Origin of the sequence: Nodosilinea sp. LEGE 07298, from assembly GCF_015207265.1 — a bacterium.
Taxonomy (GTDB): domain Bacteria; phylum Cyanobacteriota; class Cyanobacteriia; order Phormidesmidales; family Phormidesmidaceae; genus Nodosilinea.
Genome location: NZ_JADEXE010000174.1, coordinates 1 through 14,395, shown reverse-complemented (window position 1 = coordinate 14,395; position 14,395 = coordinate 1). Strand labels below are relative to the sequence as shown.

The following is a 14,395-nucleotide window of genomic DNA, read 5'->3' as shown; positions in this document are numbered from 1 at the left end:
CCCCCAGCACCCGCCCACCATCGGCCACAATGCTGTCGCCCTGGCGACGCGTACCGGCATGGAACACCAGCGCCTGTGTAGCGGCGGCTTCCTCAAACCCGAAGATTTCCATGCCCTTGGGGTAGCTGCCGGGGTAGCCCTCGGCGGCCACAACCACGCAGGCGGCGGCTCCTGGCTTCCACTGTAGTTCTAGCGCATCGAGCCGCCCTTCAATGCAGGCCAGTATCACTTCGTCTAGGGGCGTTTCGAGCAGGGGCAGCACCGCCTGGGTCTCAGGGTCGCCAAAGCGACAATTAAACTCAATGACCTTAGGATCACCTGAGGGGGTAATCATTAGCCCCGCATAGAGCACGCCGCGATAGTCGATACCTCGGTGGCGTAGGGCGGCGATCGCAGGCTCTAGTACCTCGCTCTGCACCCGCGCCATCAGCTCCGGCGTGACAACCGGAGTAGGCGCGTAGGCCCCCATGCCTCCGGTATTTGGCCCCGTATCGCCCTCGCCAATGGTCTTATGGTCTTGGGCAGGCACCAGGGGGCGAATGGTTTGCCCATCGGTAACGGCCAGCACCGAGGCCTCTTGCCCGGTAATATACTCTTCAATCACGATCTGACGACCCGCCTCGCCAAACCGGCCGCGAAAGGCATCGCTGACCGCCTGGGTTGCGTCTTCCAGGGTTTGCGCTACGGTAACGCCTTTACCCGCCGCCAGCCCATCGACCTTCACCACGATTGGGGTACCCTGCTGCTTTAGGTAGTCCAGGGCCGCCGCTTCATCAGTAAAGACCTCTGCCCTGGCGGTGGGAATGCCCGCTTCAACCATCAGCGCTTTAGCCCAGGCCTTGCTGGCCTCAATTTGGGCTCCGGCCTGAACCGGGCCAAACACCTTGAGGCCCTGTTTTTGCAGGTAGTCAGTAATGCCGCCTGCCAGGGGCTGCTCGGGGCCGACCACCACCAGCTCCAGGTTATTCACTAGGGCAAAACGAGCGATGCCCTCAAAGGAATCAGTGTTTATAGCCAGGTTGCGACAGCGAGGTAGGGTAGCGGTACCGCCGTTACCGGGCACACAGACCACCTCGGTAATGCGGGGCGATTGCAGCAGCGACCAGGCCAGGGTATGTTCACGGCCACCGTTGCCGACCACAAGAGCTTTCACAGGCAGTTTTCCAAAAAATGCGCCCCTTATTTTCCCACGTTGCCAGCCAAAACCACCGCTAAATTGCTGAAGTTTTAAAGGCTACATTTTAGCCGCTGTTGCAGGTGATCAGAAGGTAAAGATGTGGCTAAGCCGTATTGGCTCAAGCTTCGGCTCCCTCAAAATTGGGGGCAAAGCGTCACGGTAGGGGAAGGCCAAATGGAATGCACTGAAATGAGCGTTTTGTGATGGTTCAAGACCGGCTCAATAGGGCCAACGCCGAAAGCCTTGATTTACCGTAGAGTGGGCACGGCCCACCAGATTTAGTGCCCTTCAAGGCTAAACGACCTAATCAAATCTTCTGCCGAATCTTTAATTTAAGTCGCTAGTACTCGACGGCTGAAATATGCCCACCATTCTGAATTGCCTGGCTCCCTAGCCCCCCTGATCCCCAGCCCCCGGAGAATAGTATCTAAACTTGCGCCGCAGAGTACTAGTCGGTTGAAGCGCGAGTTCAGCTACCAAACCTCGATCTCAAAGGTCTCACTTGAGCGCAGCGCGGCGATCTGCCGGGGCAGGGTGACAGTAAAGGTAGTCCCCTGCCCTAGCTGGCTGCTAACGGCGACCTTCCCCCCCATGACGGTGACCAGGGAATGCACAATTGCTAGCCCCAGCCCCGTGCCGGGATGCTGGCGGCGAATGGTTTGGTCGACCTGGCGAAAGGCTTCGAAAATGTGGGGCAGCTGCTCCTTGGCAATGCCCATGCCAGTATCTTCAACGGTCAGGACAATGTGGCTAGCCCCCGCCTCTATAACGCTGACGCGCACCTGACCGCAATCGGTAAACTTAATCGCATTAGAGACCAAATTGATCAACACCTGGCGCAGACGATGCTCGTCGTTGGTAACCATGGGATCGCTAAGACCCAGATCGCTTTTGAGCGTCAGGGTCTTACTGTCGGCCAGCGATCGCAGGTCAGATAGCGTAGCCTCAATCAGCTCGTGCAGGTCAAGGGAGGCAGGGGTTAACGTTAGCCGCTGGGCCTCTAGCTTAGACAAATCAAGAATGTCGTTGACCAGGCTGAGCAGGTTTTTGCCGTTGGTAAAAATGCGTTTTACCATCTCGGCTTGGTGAAAGGTGAGCGGCCCCTTAGTCTGGCTATCGAGAATCTGCGAAAACCCCAAAATGGCGTTTAGAGGCGTACGCAGCTCGTGGGACATGGTGGCCAAAAACTCAGACTTAACCCGGTAGGCTTCGATCAGCTTGAAGTTTTGATCTTCAATGTAGCGACGCTGATCTTCTAGCTCTTCGTTTTGCTTGGTCAACAACATGTTGGTTTGCTGAAGCTGAGCCAGGGCCGAGGCTTCCCGCTGTTCGGCCTCGTAGACCCGCATGGCATTGCGCAACAGCAGCGCCAGGCGATCGGGAGACACCCGAGTTTTGATCAAGTAATCGCTGGCCCCGGCCTTCATCAGATCGACGGCGATTTGCTCATCGCCCTGGCCGGTCAGCACCACCAGCGGAATGCTCACCCCCTCAGCCCGCCACTGCCGAATCAGCGAAAGCCCGTCCTGTTCGGGCAGGCGATAGTCTAAAAAAACACAGTCGTAGGAAAAATTGTTTAGGTGGGCGATCGCCTCCTCGGCATTGTTGACCTCTGTCACCTTTACCGCCAGGTCGGCGCGATCTAAAGCCCGGCAAATAGCCATGCGGTCGACGGCATCGTCATCTACCAGCAAAATGTCCAGCGCTTTGCCCATTCGGTTAGCCCCTGTTCCCACGGCCCACGGCGGCTGCCACTGGTTCTGTCTAAGGAATTTCACACAGTGCCCAGTACTGGTTGAGCGATGCCATCACCTCTGCAAAGGTAGCAAAAGTCACCGGCTTTAAAATATAGCCTGCAACGTTTAAACGGTACGCCTCTAAACGATCTTGGTCGGCATCAGAGGTCGTCAACACCACCACCGGAGTCGATTTCAACGAAGCATCTTGGCGCAGCTCTTGTAGAAATTCTAAACCATTCATCTTAGGCATATTGATGTCTAGCAGCACCAATCGCCGATGATCTGGCACAGACGGGGGTTCAGAGTCGCTGCCGCGCAGCATCGAAAGTGCATCTAACCCATTGTTAGCGATGTACAGGGGGTTATCGATGCAGTTGCGCTTAAAAGCCCGCTGGACATTCATCACGTCTACCTCGTCATCTTCGACCAGCAAGACGTTGACGGTACGTTTTGGCATACCATGCTCCTGTGACAACAGCGGAGGCCAGGCCAGGCTAACTTACCAGGTAGCCAGCGCTGGAGCCAATCGGTGGCATTGACAATAGCACCAGTAAGCATCCTTCAAGGTTAGATTTCAAGGTTGGATACCGTCCCAGGTAGCCTAAAATCTCGCCTTGCCAGAATGAGCTAACACCATGATCGGGCAACAGCTAAACTATACATTCCCAATCAGCCTCCTCCGAATCCATTGTAAAAAGCTGGTTTGAGGCTTCTATCTGCCCAAAGGATGAACATCAGAGGTGGGGTAAAGCTCCTTGAGTCGGGGCATTTGAGCCGTTAGCGCCTGGGGATGCACCCCGGCCCGATGGGCCGCCAGTAGCCCCACCGCCTCCAGGTAAGATCCCACCCGCACCGCAGAAATACCTAGGGCTTCTGGGCTGACCATCAGGGCGGTGAGGTTGGCTTCAACGGCGATCGCCAGCGATCGGCGGCTTAGACTTAGCAGTGCACTGCCGCCGCAGGCGCTAGCCGGTACCACAATGGCATCGACCTGGTCGGCCCATAGGGTGACGCTAGAGGATGTGGCGCTAGAGGATGTGGCGCTAGAACCGCCTCCGGAATTTCCCTCAAAGCCGCCCAGACCGGGATCAACCACAAACTGTGGGGCTCGGCTCAGCCCGGCCAGCACGCAGGGCAAAAAGGTATAGCCAATCTCTTCAGCCGCCGATTTGGGCGAAATAGAGGTATCCAACGGCAGCGGGCTGAGGGCTGGGGCATGGGCGCAGGGTACTCTCAGGGTGCGCACCACCAGGTGGCTAATCACCGCCTCGGCCCCGGCCAGCGGATCTACCCCTTGCCCCTGGCGGTAGTCTTGCAGGGCTTCGGCATCGGTATCTTCGGGAAAGCGAGCCACGACGGCGATCGCCTCGGCCCCTGCTGCGATCGCCCGCTCCGCCGCCCGCAGCAAGCTATCGGGCCGCTGAATCGTTCCCCAGGTTGCCCCCGACTCAGCGCTGCGCAATTCAACCCCCAGCGGCGCATCGGTCACCACGTAATCGGTTAGATCTAGCCCTAGGGTGGCTCGCGCCGCGTCTGCCGCCTGTAGGTGCCGCCAGCGCAGGTCGTCTTCAATCGCCGCATCTAGCACCAGGCCAATCCGGTTGCGGTGTACCGGGCGCAACCCCCAGCGCCCCGCCGCAAACTGGTCTAGCCCGTAGCCTTCCACATAAAAAGCGTTGGGCAAGGGCCAGTAGAGCTGCGCCCCGTTCATCACATTGGGGTGGGTAATCAAGGTATCGACCACCGAGGCGATCGCCCGCGCCACCGGCAGCGCGTCCCCCGCGTAGCCCCCCACCGCCGCGCCAATACCCGTGGGCACCACCAGCACCGCAGTGTAGGGACGTCGACCAGACACAGCTTGGGTCATAGTTAGGGGTTAGAAAGAGTAGTCACCACTGCTTCTACCGTGGCGGTTTGGGTCGCAGAGTTGATCTGGGTAATCGCCCAGCGCAGCGGTTCACCCCGCTCAGCCAGGGCCGACTCAATGGCGCTGACTAGATCTCTGCTGGTCTTCTCCAGGTCTATATCAATGGTGATGAAGTGAGTGGCCAATGCCATGAGCTACTGAACCTGAAAAACCTCTACCCAGAGTAGGGTGGGCACTGCCCACCATTGAAGAGCGCGACGATGAGACGATTAGGCATACCTGAACCAGTCTGCCTATGCAGAGTTGGCCATACCTCGCCTCCCCAAAATTTTGCTAATGGTGGGCAGTGCCCACCCTAGAGCTCAGCCCTGGCCGAACTGTTTTTGGTAAACGATGTCTTCTTTTTCGGTCTCTAGCTTGATGTCGGAGCGGGGGTAGGCCACACACAGTAGCGCGTAGCCCTCGGCTTGCAGTTCGGTGCTCACCCCCATACCATCGCCCTGCTCGACTTCACCCTCCAGCACCAGCGCAGCGCAGGTGGTGCACACCCCTGCCCCGCAAGAGGTCGGCAGATCTAGGCCCGCCGCCTGAGCTACATCCAGAATGGTTTGGTCTTCTGGCACGGTGAGCGTGTGAGTGCTGCCCTGGTGATGAACTTCGACAGTGTAGCTGGTGGCCATAATGAGTTGAGCGGAGTTGAGGTAATTAGTTAAAGGAAGGACAATTGCGAGTCCAGTTCAGAGACGTGGGCTTTCCTACCGGCAAAACTCAACTTCTAAATCTGGAGTTGACTCATCGCAATCTAAATCTCAACCTATCATCCCATCGGGTCATCCCATCGGGAAGGTGCGGTCAAATTCTTCGAGCAGATCGTCCATTTCTTCGATCGCCTGGTTGACATCAATGCGCAGGGTGCCCAGGTCAGGCTGCTCTAGCAGCTGAATCAGCGCTTCCCGCTTCGATCGAATGGTAGTAATGCGATCGCGAATCACCTGCAGTTCCATAGCGTCCCCTAAAACTCTTCATCGACAGCATAAACAACTTTGCCGTCTACCGCACCGAGCGGAATGGGGGGATGGAGAATTTTGAATTGCTCATCCACCTCACCTTCCTCATCCGCCTCATCTTCCCGCCGGCCTGCCCTACCTTTCTCACCCACAAAACGGCATGATGAGACATGTAAGCCTTTCTGAGTTGAGGACCGTATGCTGGGGCGAATTAAGTTGGGGCAATTTAACCTGAGTTTGGTGCTATTGGCGGTGGGAGGGGTGCTCACCATCGTTGGCTTTGTGGCTTACTTTCAAGACAACTCCACCCTCAATCTAGTCGGGTTTTTCTATGGCATTCCTGTGCTACTGGGCGGACTGGCGCTGCGGGCCGCCGAGCTAGAGCCTGCGCCCTACACGCGGCCCACGTCACCTGAGGTTTTAAAGCTGCGCGAAGAACAGGCCACGCCGACTCAAAACCAGGTGCGCCAAGATGTCACCCGCTACCGCTACGGCCAAGAAGCTCACCTCGATGTTGCCCTGCAAAAGCTGGGCCTAAGTCCTTCGGGGCAAGAATGCCCTGAGCTCAGCGGCCTCCATGAAGCAGAGGTTGACGGCAACTATGCCCTGGTGCTGGAATTTGACTCGTCCACACTGCCCTTTTCGACTTGGGTAGAGAAAAAAGCCAAGATCGAATCCTTTTTTGGCCCCAGCGTGCGCGCTGAACTCAGCCAGCCCACCGAAGATCAGGTGAATCTGGCCTTAATTACGTCGTTAGAACCGGCTATCCCTGCCCCCGTAGAAGCTTAGTTTTCACCCTATGATCTGCCTCACTTCAATGTTCCATCGTCAGCACCAGACCTGGGCTACGATTCGCAAAGCGTTCGGGAACCGACTCGAAACGAGTATCCATCCCGGAATCGCCTCTGCCCTGCGCTGTCTGGCCCTGGTTGCCGTGCTGTGGGGGCTGACTGCCTGTGGTGCTCCGGCGCTACAGGGCAGCACCGACTATCAAACCGTTGTCCCCAGCGCCGATGGTATTGGCAAAGTGTATCTGGGCCGAGAAATTGCTCAGACTATGGGCCACCAGGGGGCTGGCTGGCTCGATCGCCCCAGTCGAGTGCTGCAAGAGCGACCCCAGGCGGCGATCGAAGCCCTCGACCTCACCCCCACCGATATCGTTGCCGATATTGGCGCTGGCACCGGCTACTTCGCCCGCCGCATCGCTCCCCTAGTGTTCCAGGGCAAAGTGCTGGCAGTCGACATTCAGCCCGAAATGCTGGCTATGCTCCAGGCAGAGCTAGAGACCAAAGGCATTGAGAATGTGGAGCCAGTACTGGGTCAGCCCGACGACCCCAACTTGCCCCCTAATTCCATCGATTTGGCGCTGATGGTGGATGCTTATCACGAGTTTGCCAACCCCCGAGAGATGATGCAGGGCGTAGTATTGGCCCTCAAGCCAGGCGGACAAGTAGTTTTGGCCGAGTACAAAGCCGAAAACCCCATGATCATGATCAAGCGGCTACACAAGATGAGCGTGGCCCAGGTGCGCCGCGAAATGGCGGCCGTTGGGCTCGAATGGGTCAAAACTAACGACACCCTACCCGAGCAGCATCTGCTGTTCTTCCAAAAGCAGGCTTGAGCAACGCGTGTGAGACAATTAACAATTATTGCTGATCGTGATCCAAGGACGTTGACCCATGCTGAAGCGGCTGGCCACAGTGCTTTTGATTGTTTTTGCTGTTACCCTGCAAGGCTGTGTAAGCGGCGGCGGGCTACAGGCCTACGCCGACCAGTACTCGGGCTACGAGTTTATGTACCCCACCGGCTGGGTTGAGGTTGAGGTACCCGGTGCCGCCGATGTGGTATTTCACGACTTCATCCACGAAACCGAAAACGTCAGCGTAGTCATTAGCGAAGTCCCCGAGGGCAAAGACCTCGACGCCCTCGGCACCCCCACCGAGGTGGGCTACAAGCTCTCGAAGAGCTTTAGCGCCCTGGCCGGTGACGACAGCAGCGTTGACTTGCTCAGCGCCCAGCGGATTAGCACTGCCGACAACAAGACCTACTACATTCTTGAATACCTGGCCGACCTGCCCGCTGGACCGCGCCACAACCTGGCCAGCGCCATTGTGCGTCGGGGTAAGCTCTACACCTTCAACGCCTCCACCGACGAGGGCCGCTGGGAGAAGGTCAAAGACATGATGAAGCAGTCGGTAGCCTCCTTCAAAGTGTCCTAGCGTTAGAACACCTTGTTGGCCGACTTCAATATCGTCTTACTCACCTATCATCTCAATCACTCCGAGTAGAAACCGGGTTTTCTGACTATGGTCGTATCTCCTCGTCCCCAGTTTGTGCTTGCTTCAGCGTCTAAGGGGCGTCGCGCGCTATTGGTAGGGGCGGGCATTCACCCCTTTGTATACCCCAGCAACTTTGATGAAGACCAGGTTGCGGTTACGGCCCCGTCCCAGTACGTCACCACCCTCGCCCGCTGCAAAGCCGAAGTGGTTGCCCCGCAGTTTACCCACGCCCTAGTGCTGGGGTGTGATTCAGTGATGGCGTTTCAGGGTCAAATCTACGGTAAGCCGACCGATAAAGAGGATGCGCTGGCGCGCTGGCGCATGATGCGAGGCCAGATGGGCGAAATTCACACCGGACACGTTTTAGTCGCCCCCGGTGGGCAAATGCTAGTTCGCAGCGCCGTTACCCGCGTCTATTTTTCTGACATCGACGATGCCACCATTACGGCCTACGTCGATACTGAAGAACCACTAGCCTGTGCCGGAGCGTTCTCTAGCGACGGCAAAGGGGCGTTGTTCATCGACAAAATTGAGGGCTGCCACAGTAACGTAATTGGCCTCAGCCTGCCCCTGCTGCGGGTCATGCTAGAGGAACTGGGCTACCGAGTGACGGAGTTTTGGTAAGGTTCTTTTTCCGATACTATGGAGAAATGCTCAAAAATGAGCGGCCTTATGCTGGGGCTTGACGTCAGATATTCGTCTCGATGGGGTCGCAGGATGATAAGGTTTTGTGTTGTCGATTAATCTGTACATAGAGGCGTTGGAGAACCATGAGCGCAGAGACTTTTGAAAAGGTCAAAAAGATTGTCAGCGAGCAGCTGGGGGTTGAAGAGGCTGACGTTAAACCCGAAGCAAGCTTTGCCAACGACCTAGGCGCTGATTCTCTCGATACGGTAGAGCTGGTCATGGCCCTGGAAGAAGAATTCGGTGTTGAAATTCCTGATGAAGCTGCAGAAGGCATTGCCACCGTGCAAGATGCCGTTAACTTCATTGAAGAAAAAGCAGCAGCGTAGGAAGCCCCAGGTGCGGTAGCGGTCATAGCCAGCTAGCGGGCGAGGTGTAGGGTTAGCACCTCAGCCTGCTAGTTCTTTAAGCTGTATGCCCAGCCGTAGCGTTTCCCTCATAACCTTGATATTCCTCTGGTCTAACTGAAAATTGGCTATGGCAAACTCTGACTCAAAGCGCGTTGTGGTGACTGGCATGGATGCCATTACCCCCATTGGCAACAGTCTAGAAGAGTACTGGGCAGGGCTAGTGGCCGGGCGTAGCGGTACCGATCGCATTACCCTCTTCGACCCTTCTCAGCACGCGTCGCAAATTGCTGCAGAGGTAAAAGGGTTTGACCCCGGCGAATTTCTCGACAAAAAAGAAGTCAAGCGCATGGATCGCTTCGCCCAGTTTGCGGTGATTGCGAGTCAGCGTGCCCTAGCCCACTCCGGGCTAACCATTACCGATCTCAACGCCGAGCAAATTGGCACCTGTATCGGCTCCGGCATTGGTGGTCTCAAGGTGCTCGAAGACCAGCAAGAAATTTATCTGAACCGAGGGCCTAGCCGTTGTAGCCCTTTCATGATTCCGATGATGATCGCCAACATGGCGGCAGGGCTGACGGCAATCCACACGGGCGCTAAGGGGCCGAGTACCTGCCCTGTAACGGCTTGTGCTGCCGGGTCTAACGCCATCGGCGACGCCTTCCGCCTAATTCAAAACGGCTACGCCCAGGCGATGATCTGCGGCGGCACCGAGGCAGCGGTGACGCCCCTATCCCTGGCAGGATTTGCCTCGGCCCGCGCCCTCTCTACCCGCAACGATGACCCAACGACCGCCAGTCGCCCTTTTGACAAATCCCGCGACGGCTTTGTAATTGGCGAAGGCTGCGGCATTTTGATCCTCGAAGAGCTAGAGCACGCCCTGAGTCGTGGTGCCACGATTTATGCCGAAATTGTCGGCTATGGCATGACCTGCGACGCCTACCATATGACATCGCCGGTGCCTGGCGGAGCTGGGGCCGCCCGCTGCATTCAAATGGCTCTTAAAGATGCTGGCGTTGTCCCCGAGCAAATCAGCTACATCAATGCTCACGGCACCAGTACTGGCGCTAACGACCCCACCGAAACCCAGGCCATCAAAACGGCGCTGGGGGCTGCGGCCTACAACATTCCGGTTAGCTCGACTAAGTCTATGACCGGGCACTTATTGGGTGGCTCTGGGGGCATTGAGGGGGTAGCAACCTGCTTGGCGATCGCCAACGATGTGGCCCCACCAACGATCAACCTGCACGATCCTGATGTCGGCTGTGATCTCGACTACATCCCCAACCAGAGCCGCCCAATACCGATTGAAGTGGCGATTTCTAACTCCTTTGGGTTTGGCGGCCACAATGTCACTCTGGTATTTAGGAAATACCGTAGCTAGAGCTACAGATTGGTAGGTATAATGACCTAAAGCTTGCCCAAAAACGTGCCCTTAGGCACCCCAGTTTTATGCCTCGCCTCCCCAGGGGGTATTGACAATCGTCTGGTTGCGGGGTCTGCTGAAAGGCAAAGGCAATGTGTGTGGTGTCTGCGTGTGGTCTTGATGTATTGAGGCCGATGACCGTGTTAGCCCCTGGGCTAACCCCTAGTGCTGCGTGCTGCTCCGAAAACCCGTCGTTAAGCTGTTGAACCTATGGCTGTTGCAACCCAATCCCTGGAAGAACTCTGTATTAATTCCATTCGCTTTTTAGCAATTGATGCGGTGGAAAAGGCTAAATCTGGCCACCCCGGTCTGCCGATGGGCGCTGCCCCGATGGCCTACGTGCTGTGGGATAAGTTTATGCGGGTTAACCCCAAAAACCCCAAGTGGTTTAACCGCGATCGCTTTGTGTTGTCGGCGGGCCACGGCTGCATGCTGCAGTACGCCCTGATGTACCTGACCGGCTACGACAGCGTGACGCTGGACGACCTCAAGCAGTTCCGCCAGTGGGGCGCTCGCACCCCCGGTCACCCCGAAAACTTTGAAACGGCGGGTGTCGAAGTGACGACTGGCCCTCTGGGTCAAGGCATTGCCAACGCGGTCGGTCTGGCGATGGCCGAGGCTCACCTGGCGGCCAAGTTCAACAAGCCCGACTGCACCCTGGTCGACCACTACACCTACGTCATCCTCGGCGACGGCTGCAATATGGAAGGGGTTTCGGGTGAGGCCTGCTCGCTGGGCGGCCACCTGGGCCTGGGCAAGCTAATTGCTCTCTACGACGACAACCACATCTCCATCGACGGCTCAACGGATATTTCGTTCACCGAAGATGTGGCCAAGCGGTTTGAGGCCTACGGCTGGCACGTGCAGCACGTGGAGAACGGCAACACCGATTTGGACGCGATCGCAAAAGCAATCGAAGCGGCCAAGGCCGTCACCGATCGCCCCTCGATGATCAAAGTCACCACCACCATCGGCTTCGGTTCACCCAACAAGCAAAACACCGCTGGCGTCCACGGCGCGGCCCTGGGTGGCGACGAAATCCAGCTCACCCGTGAAAACCTGGGTTGGAGCCACGGTGAGTTTGAAACCCCTGAAGACGCCCTTAGCCATATGCGCAAGGCTATCGAGCGCGGCGCTAGCTTTGAGGCCGAGTGGGAAGAAACTTTGGCCACCTACCGCAGCAAGTACGCCGCCGAGGCCGCTGAGTTTGAGCGCATGCTCTCGGGCCAGCTGCCTGAAGGCTGGGCCGACGCGCTGCCCACCTACACCCCTGAAGACAAGGCCCTGGCCACCCGCAAAAACTCTGAGGTTACCCTCAACGCGCTGGCCCCAGCCGTCCCCGAGCTGATTGGTGGCTCCGCCGACCTCACCCACTCCAACCTGACCGAGCTGAAGATCTCCGGCAGCTTCCAGAAGGGCGCGTACGAAAACCGCAACCTGCGCTTCGGCGTCCGCGAGCACGGCATGGGCGCGATCTGCAACGGCATCGCCCTACACAACTCGGGCCTGATTCCCTACTGCGCCACCTTCCTGGTGTTTGCCGACTACATGCGGGCGGCCATTCGCCTCTCGGCTCTCTCCCAGGCGGGCGTGATCTACGTCATGACCCACGACTCCATTGGTCTGGGCGAAGATGGCCCCACCCACCAGCCGGTGGAAACGATCGCCTCCCTGCGGGCGATCCCCAACCTGGTTGTGATTCGCCCCGCCGACGGTACCGAGACCTCGGGGGCCTACAAGATCGCTGTGGAGCACCGCAAGTCTCCGACTCTGATGGCCTTTAGCCGTCAAAACCTGCCTAACCTGCCGGGTTCTTCAATCGAAGGCGTGGCCAAGGGCGCGTACACGGTCGATGACTGCGACGGCACCCCCGACCTGATTTTGATCGGCACCGGCAGCGAGGTTAGCCTCTGCGTCGATGCGGCTAAGGAACTGCGGTCTGCGGGCACCAAGGTGCGGGTAGTTTCTATGCCCTCCTGGGAACTGTTTGACGCTCAGGATGCCGCCTACCAGGAGTCGGTGCTGCCCAAGGCGGTGACCAAGCGCCTAGCGGTGGAAGCCGGTATCACTATGGGCTGGTGCCGCTATGTGGGTGGCGAAGGCGACGTGATTGGTGTTGACCGCTTTGGGGCCTCTGCCCCCGGCGGCCTGGTGATGGAGAAGTTTGGCTTCACCGTGGAGAACGTGGTGAGCAAGGCTAAGGCGCTGCTGGGCTAACGGTCTAGCTAGTTTATATGTGAAAGGGGGGCGATCGCGCGATCGCCCCCCTTTTGTTTTGACCCTGCTATACCGCTGTTCTCCCTTACTCCGAAAGAACAAGGTGATGTTTACGGTAGAATGCCTGGCATAAATATACTCACCGCAAGTAGCTTTTGGTGCTCCCCGACAAACTTTTGACGGTCAGTGTACATGGGCACTATTTAGGCAATGCTAAAATTTGGCTATGAACACAGCGCATCCAGCTATTGTTGTAGTTAGCCCCGATGGGGATTATCTGATTGTTGTTGAGGTAAAGCTCAATGATAATGGTTCTCGCCGTCAAGATACTATTGGGCAACTGAAGCACCTTATGGCTTCTGTTGGTTGTTCAGTTGGGTTAGCCATAGCTGGAGAACATATTTTTCTGCTTCGTGACTCTTTAGAAAAGTCACATGGTGAGTCAATTCATGTGGTTGGTGAGGCAAGGCTTCCAGACTACTTGCTTCCCTCTTCAGATTCTACCGATGAGCAATGGAGAGGAGTACGCGCTCTTGAGTTTGAGTCGCGAGTTCAACGATGGCTTGAGAAATTAAAGCAGACTTCTAATTTGGAAACTTTGCCAAGAGACTTAAAAGAGCTTTTGGGGGAGCCTGTTATGAGCCTTCTTCGACTTGGCGAAATTAGAGCTGCTGGTCCAAGGTGGAGTAGGGTTGCCAGTTGATACCGGAAGTAGTCTTAGTTGAGACAAACTGGGTTGTAGATGTTGCTGCACCTGCTCATTTGCAAAGTCCACAGGCTGTATCGTTGCTTCAACGAGCCGATGCTGGTGAATTTAAGCTATTTGTTCCAGCAATATGCTTGGCAGAAGCCCGCGAAACTGTACCTCGAAGGTTCACACCTCGCTCTCGGTCAGAAGACTTACGTAAGTTTGTTAGGTGGGCAAGGGATGAAGGTCGTATCAGTCTTGAAGATGCGCAGGCAGCATTTCGAGTATTTGATCAATTTGATGGCTTAGTCGCCAACGAACTAACAAAGGTTCCAGAACGATTAGAGGCTTTAGCGTCGCATCCTGGACTGAGCGTTTTTCCGCTCTCAGAGCCAATGTTGGAGCGTCAAATATCTATTGGGCAATGGATCTTTCTTTGAAGCCTTATGACCTAGCGGTTTTGGCTGCTGTATTAGTTAAATCTGAAGAGTTGCAGCAAGAGGGCTATTCATGGGTTGGCTTTTGTGAATTGGACTCTGATCTTCAGCCCTGGGATAAACTTGGTGCTCGAAGGCCTATTCTCAGCGACCTCTATAATGATGCTCGGATATGGGTATATGGTGACTTCTTAATTGAGGAAATTGAGAAACTCCCCAATGCATGGACTACATCAATTTAGCGGTTTCTGCCTAACAGTGGAATTGTGCGATGGCAAACAAACACAAAGCCAGGAATGCTCGGCAGTTCTGGGAGAGAGGCAAACCAAGCCAGTGCTGGCCCATAACCCCGCTGAATGTCGATCATGATATCAGTAAGCTAGACTTCATAAATCATAATGGCTCAATACGGATTTTGGGGAGCTAGTTCAACAAGGTCTCCAATAGGTTGCCCAGCAGTGCCTTTCCTCGCTTACGGGCATTGTGTACGAACTCAAAGAACCCCAGATAAAGCGGCAGTTTCTCCT

At 56.4% G+C, this 14,395-nt stretch carries 16 protein-coding genes and 2 pseudogenes; 9 read left to right on the top strand and 9 right to left on the bottom strand.

What is annotated here, in order from left to right; translation table 11 throughout:
* The 7 genes from purD to IQ273_RS21020 all read right to left on the bottom strand — a co-directional run.
* Positions 1-1,153: phosphoribosylamine--glycine ligase (gene purD / locus IQ273_RS21050; protein WP_194025125.1), on the bottom strand; the 1,153-nt coding region annotated here is incomplete at its 3' end.
* A 497-nt stretch (positions 1,154-1,650) separates the two neighbouring features.
* Entirely contained in the window at positions 1,651-2,892 is a 1,242-nt protein-coding gene (locus IQ273_RS21045; protein ID WP_194025124.1) for a hybrid sensor histidine kinase/response regulator, read from the bottom strand.
* Between the two features lie 49 nt (positions 2,893-2,941).
* Positions 2,942-3,373, bottom strand: a complete 432-nt coding sequence (locus IQ273_RS21040; protein ID WP_194025123.1) for a response regulator — start codon at positions 3,371-3,373, stop codon at positions 2,942-2,944.
* Positions 3,374-3,628: 255 nt separating this feature from the next.
* Positions 3,629-4,783 carry a DUF3326 domain-containing protein gene (locus IQ273_RS21035; protein WP_194025122.1) on the bottom strand — a complete coding sequence of 385 codons (1,155 nt, stop codon included), beginning with the start codon at positions 4,781-4,783 and terminating at the stop codon, positions 3,629-3,631.
* 2 nt (positions 4,784-4,785) lie between these two features.
* Complete coding sequence (locus IQ273_RS21030) at positions 4,786-4,968, bottom strand: hypothetical protein (protein ID WP_194025127.1); 183 nt, start codon at positions 4,966-4,968, stop codon at positions 4,786-4,788.
* 177 nt (positions 4,969-5,145) lie between these two features.
* On the bottom strand, positions 5,146-5,463 hold the full coding sequence (locus IQ273_RS21025; RefSeq protein ID WP_194025121.1) for a 2Fe-2S iron-sulfur cluster-binding protein: 318 nt from the start codon (positions 5,461-5,463) through the stop codon (positions 5,146-5,148).
* A gap of 150 nt (positions 5,464-5,613) precedes the next feature.
* Positions 5,614-5,787 carry a hypothetical protein gene (locus IQ273_RS21020; RefSeq protein ID WP_194025120.1) on the bottom strand — a complete coding sequence of 58 codons (174 nt, stop codon included), beginning with the start codon at positions 5,785-5,787 and terminating at the stop codon, positions 5,614-5,616.
* Between the two features lie 201 nt (positions 5,788-5,988).
* On the opposite strand from IQ273_RS21020, the gene IQ273_RS21015 reads away from it, so the two are divergent.
* The 9 genes from IQ273_RS21015 to IQ273_RS33855 all read left to right on the top strand — a co-directional run bounded on the left by IQ273_RS21015 (position 5,989) and on the right by IQ273_RS33855 (position 14,110).
* Positions 5,989-6,579 carry a DUF2854 domain-containing protein gene (locus tag IQ273_RS21015; protein ID WP_194025119.1) on the top strand — a complete coding sequence of 197 codons (591 nt, stop codon included), beginning with the start codon at positions 5,989-5,991 and terminating at the stop codon, positions 6,577-6,579.
* A gap of 10 nt (positions 6,580-6,589) precedes the next feature.
* Positions 6,590-7,411 (top strand): class I SAM-dependent methyltransferase, encoded by an 822-nt coding sequence (locus IQ273_RS21010; RefSeq protein ID WP_228053485.1) that lies wholly within the window; start codon positions 6,590-6,592, stop codon positions 7,409-7,411.
* A gap of 58 nt (positions 7,412-7,469) precedes the next feature.
* Positions 7,470-8,009: a photosystem II reaction center PsbP gene (gene psbP, locus IQ273_RS21005; protein WP_194025118.1), complete on the top strand. Its 540-nt coding sequence runs from the start codon at positions 7,470-7,472 to the stop codon at positions 8,007-8,009.
* An 87-nt stretch (positions 8,010-8,096) separates the two neighbouring features.
* Complete coding sequence (locus IQ273_RS21000; RefSeq protein ID WP_194025117.1) at positions 8,097-8,693, top strand: nucleoside triphosphate pyrophosphatase; 597 nt, start codon at positions 8,097-8,099, stop codon at positions 8,691-8,693.
* A 146-nt stretch (positions 8,694-8,839) separates the two neighbouring features.
* Complete coding sequence (locus IQ273_RS20995) at positions 8,840-9,082, top strand: acyl carrier protein (protein ID WP_017297468.1); 243 nt, start codon at positions 8,840-8,842, stop codon at positions 9,080-9,082.
* 148 nt (positions 9,083-9,230) lie between these two features.
* Positions 9,231-10,484, top strand: coding sequence for a beta-ketoacyl-ACP synthase II (fabF, locus tag IQ273_RS20990; RefSeq protein WP_194025116.1), 1,254 nt, complete (start codon positions 9,231-9,233; stop codon positions 10,482-10,484).
* A 252-nt stretch (positions 10,485-10,736) separates the two neighbouring features.
* The gene (tkt, locus tag IQ273_RS20985; RefSeq protein WP_194025115.1) at positions 10,737-12,743 is read left to right on the top strand and encodes a transketolase; all 2,007 of its coding nucleotides are present in this window, start codon (positions 10,737-10,739) and stop codon (positions 12,741-12,743) included.
* Between the two features lie 226 nt (positions 12,744-12,969).
* Positions 12,970-13,446, top strand: coding sequence for a hypothetical protein (locus tag IQ273_RS20980; protein ID WP_194025114.1), 477 nt, complete (start codon positions 12,970-12,972; stop codon positions 13,444-13,446).
* A 409-nt stretch (positions 13,447-13,855) separates the two neighbouring features.
* Entirely contained in the window at positions 13,856-14,110 is a 255-nt protein-coding gene (locus tag IQ273_RS33855; protein WP_228053484.1) for a hypothetical protein, read from the top strand.
* A 41-nt stretch (positions 14,111-14,151) separates the two neighbouring features.
* Here IQ273_RS33855 and IQ273_RS35905 read toward each other — a convergent pair.
* Together IQ273_RS35905 and IQ273_RS35900 are read right to left on the bottom strand one after the other, a co-directional pair.
* Positions 14,152-14,235: pseudogene (locus IQ273_RS35905) on the bottom strand (VapC toxin family PIN domain ribonuclease); the annotation flags it as partial.
* A 56-nt stretch (positions 14,236-14,291) separates the two neighbouring features.
* Positions 14,292-14,395 (bottom strand): annotated as a pseudogene (locus IQ273_RS35900) (DDE transposase); the annotation flags it as partial.

Excerpts from the sequence above, each read along its gene's own strand:
- fabF (WP_194025116.1), top strand. The coding sequence starts at position 9,231 with ATGGCAAACTCTGACTCAAAGCGCGTTGTGGTGACTGGCATGGATGCC.
- psbP (WP_194025118.1), top strand. The coding sequence starts at position 7,470 with ATGCTGAAGCGGCTGGCCACAGTGCTTTTGATTGTTTTTGCTGTTACC.
- IQ273_RS21000 (WP_194025117.1), top strand. The coding sequence starts at position 8,097 with ATGGTCGTATCTCCTCGTCCCCAGTTTGTGCTTGCTTCAGCGTCTAAG.
- IQ273_RS21035 (WP_194025122.1), bottom strand. The coding sequence starts at position 4,783 with ATGACCCAAGCTGTGTCTGGTCGACGTCCCTACACTGCGGTGCTGGTG.
- IQ273_RS33855 (WP_228053484.1), top strand. The coding sequence starts at position 13,856 with ATGGATCTTTCTTTGAAGCCTTATGACCTAGCGGTTTTGGCTGCTGTA.
- IQ273_RS21045 (WP_194025124.1), bottom strand. The coding sequence starts at position 2,892 with ATGGGCAAAGCGCTGGACATTTTGCTGGTAGATGACGATGCCGTCGAC.
- IQ273_RS21010 (WP_228053485.1), top strand. The coding sequence starts at position 6,590 with ATGATCTGCCTCACTTCAATGTTCCATCGTCAGCACCAGACCTGGGCT.
- IQ273_RS21025 (WP_194025121.1), bottom strand. The coding sequence starts at position 5,463 with ATGGCCACCAGCTACACTGTCGAAGTTCATCACCAGGGCAGCACTCAC.
- IQ273_RS21020 (WP_194025120.1), bottom strand. The coding sequence starts at position 5,787 with ATGGAACTGCAGGTGATTCGCGATCGCATTACTACCATTCGATCGAAG.
- IQ273_RS21015 (WP_194025119.1), top strand. The coding sequence starts at position 5,989 with ATGCTGGGGCGAATTAAGTTGGGGCAATTTAACCTGAGTTTGGTGCTA.
- IQ273_RS20995 (WP_017297468.1), top strand. The coding sequence starts at position 8,840 with ATGAGCGCAGAGACTTTTGAAAAGGTCAAAAAGATTGTCAGCGAGCAG.
- tkt (WP_194025115.1), top strand. The coding sequence starts at position 10,737 with ATGGCTGTTGCAACCCAATCCCTGGAAGAACTCTGTATTAATTCCATT.
- IQ273_RS21040 (WP_194025123.1), bottom strand. The coding sequence starts at position 3,373 with ATGCCAAAACGTACCGTCAACGTCTTGCTGGTCGAAGATGACGAGGTA.
- IQ273_RS20980 (WP_194025114.1), top strand. The coding sequence starts at position 12,970 with ATGAACACAGCGCATCCAGCTATTGTTGTAGTTAGCCCCGATGGGGAT.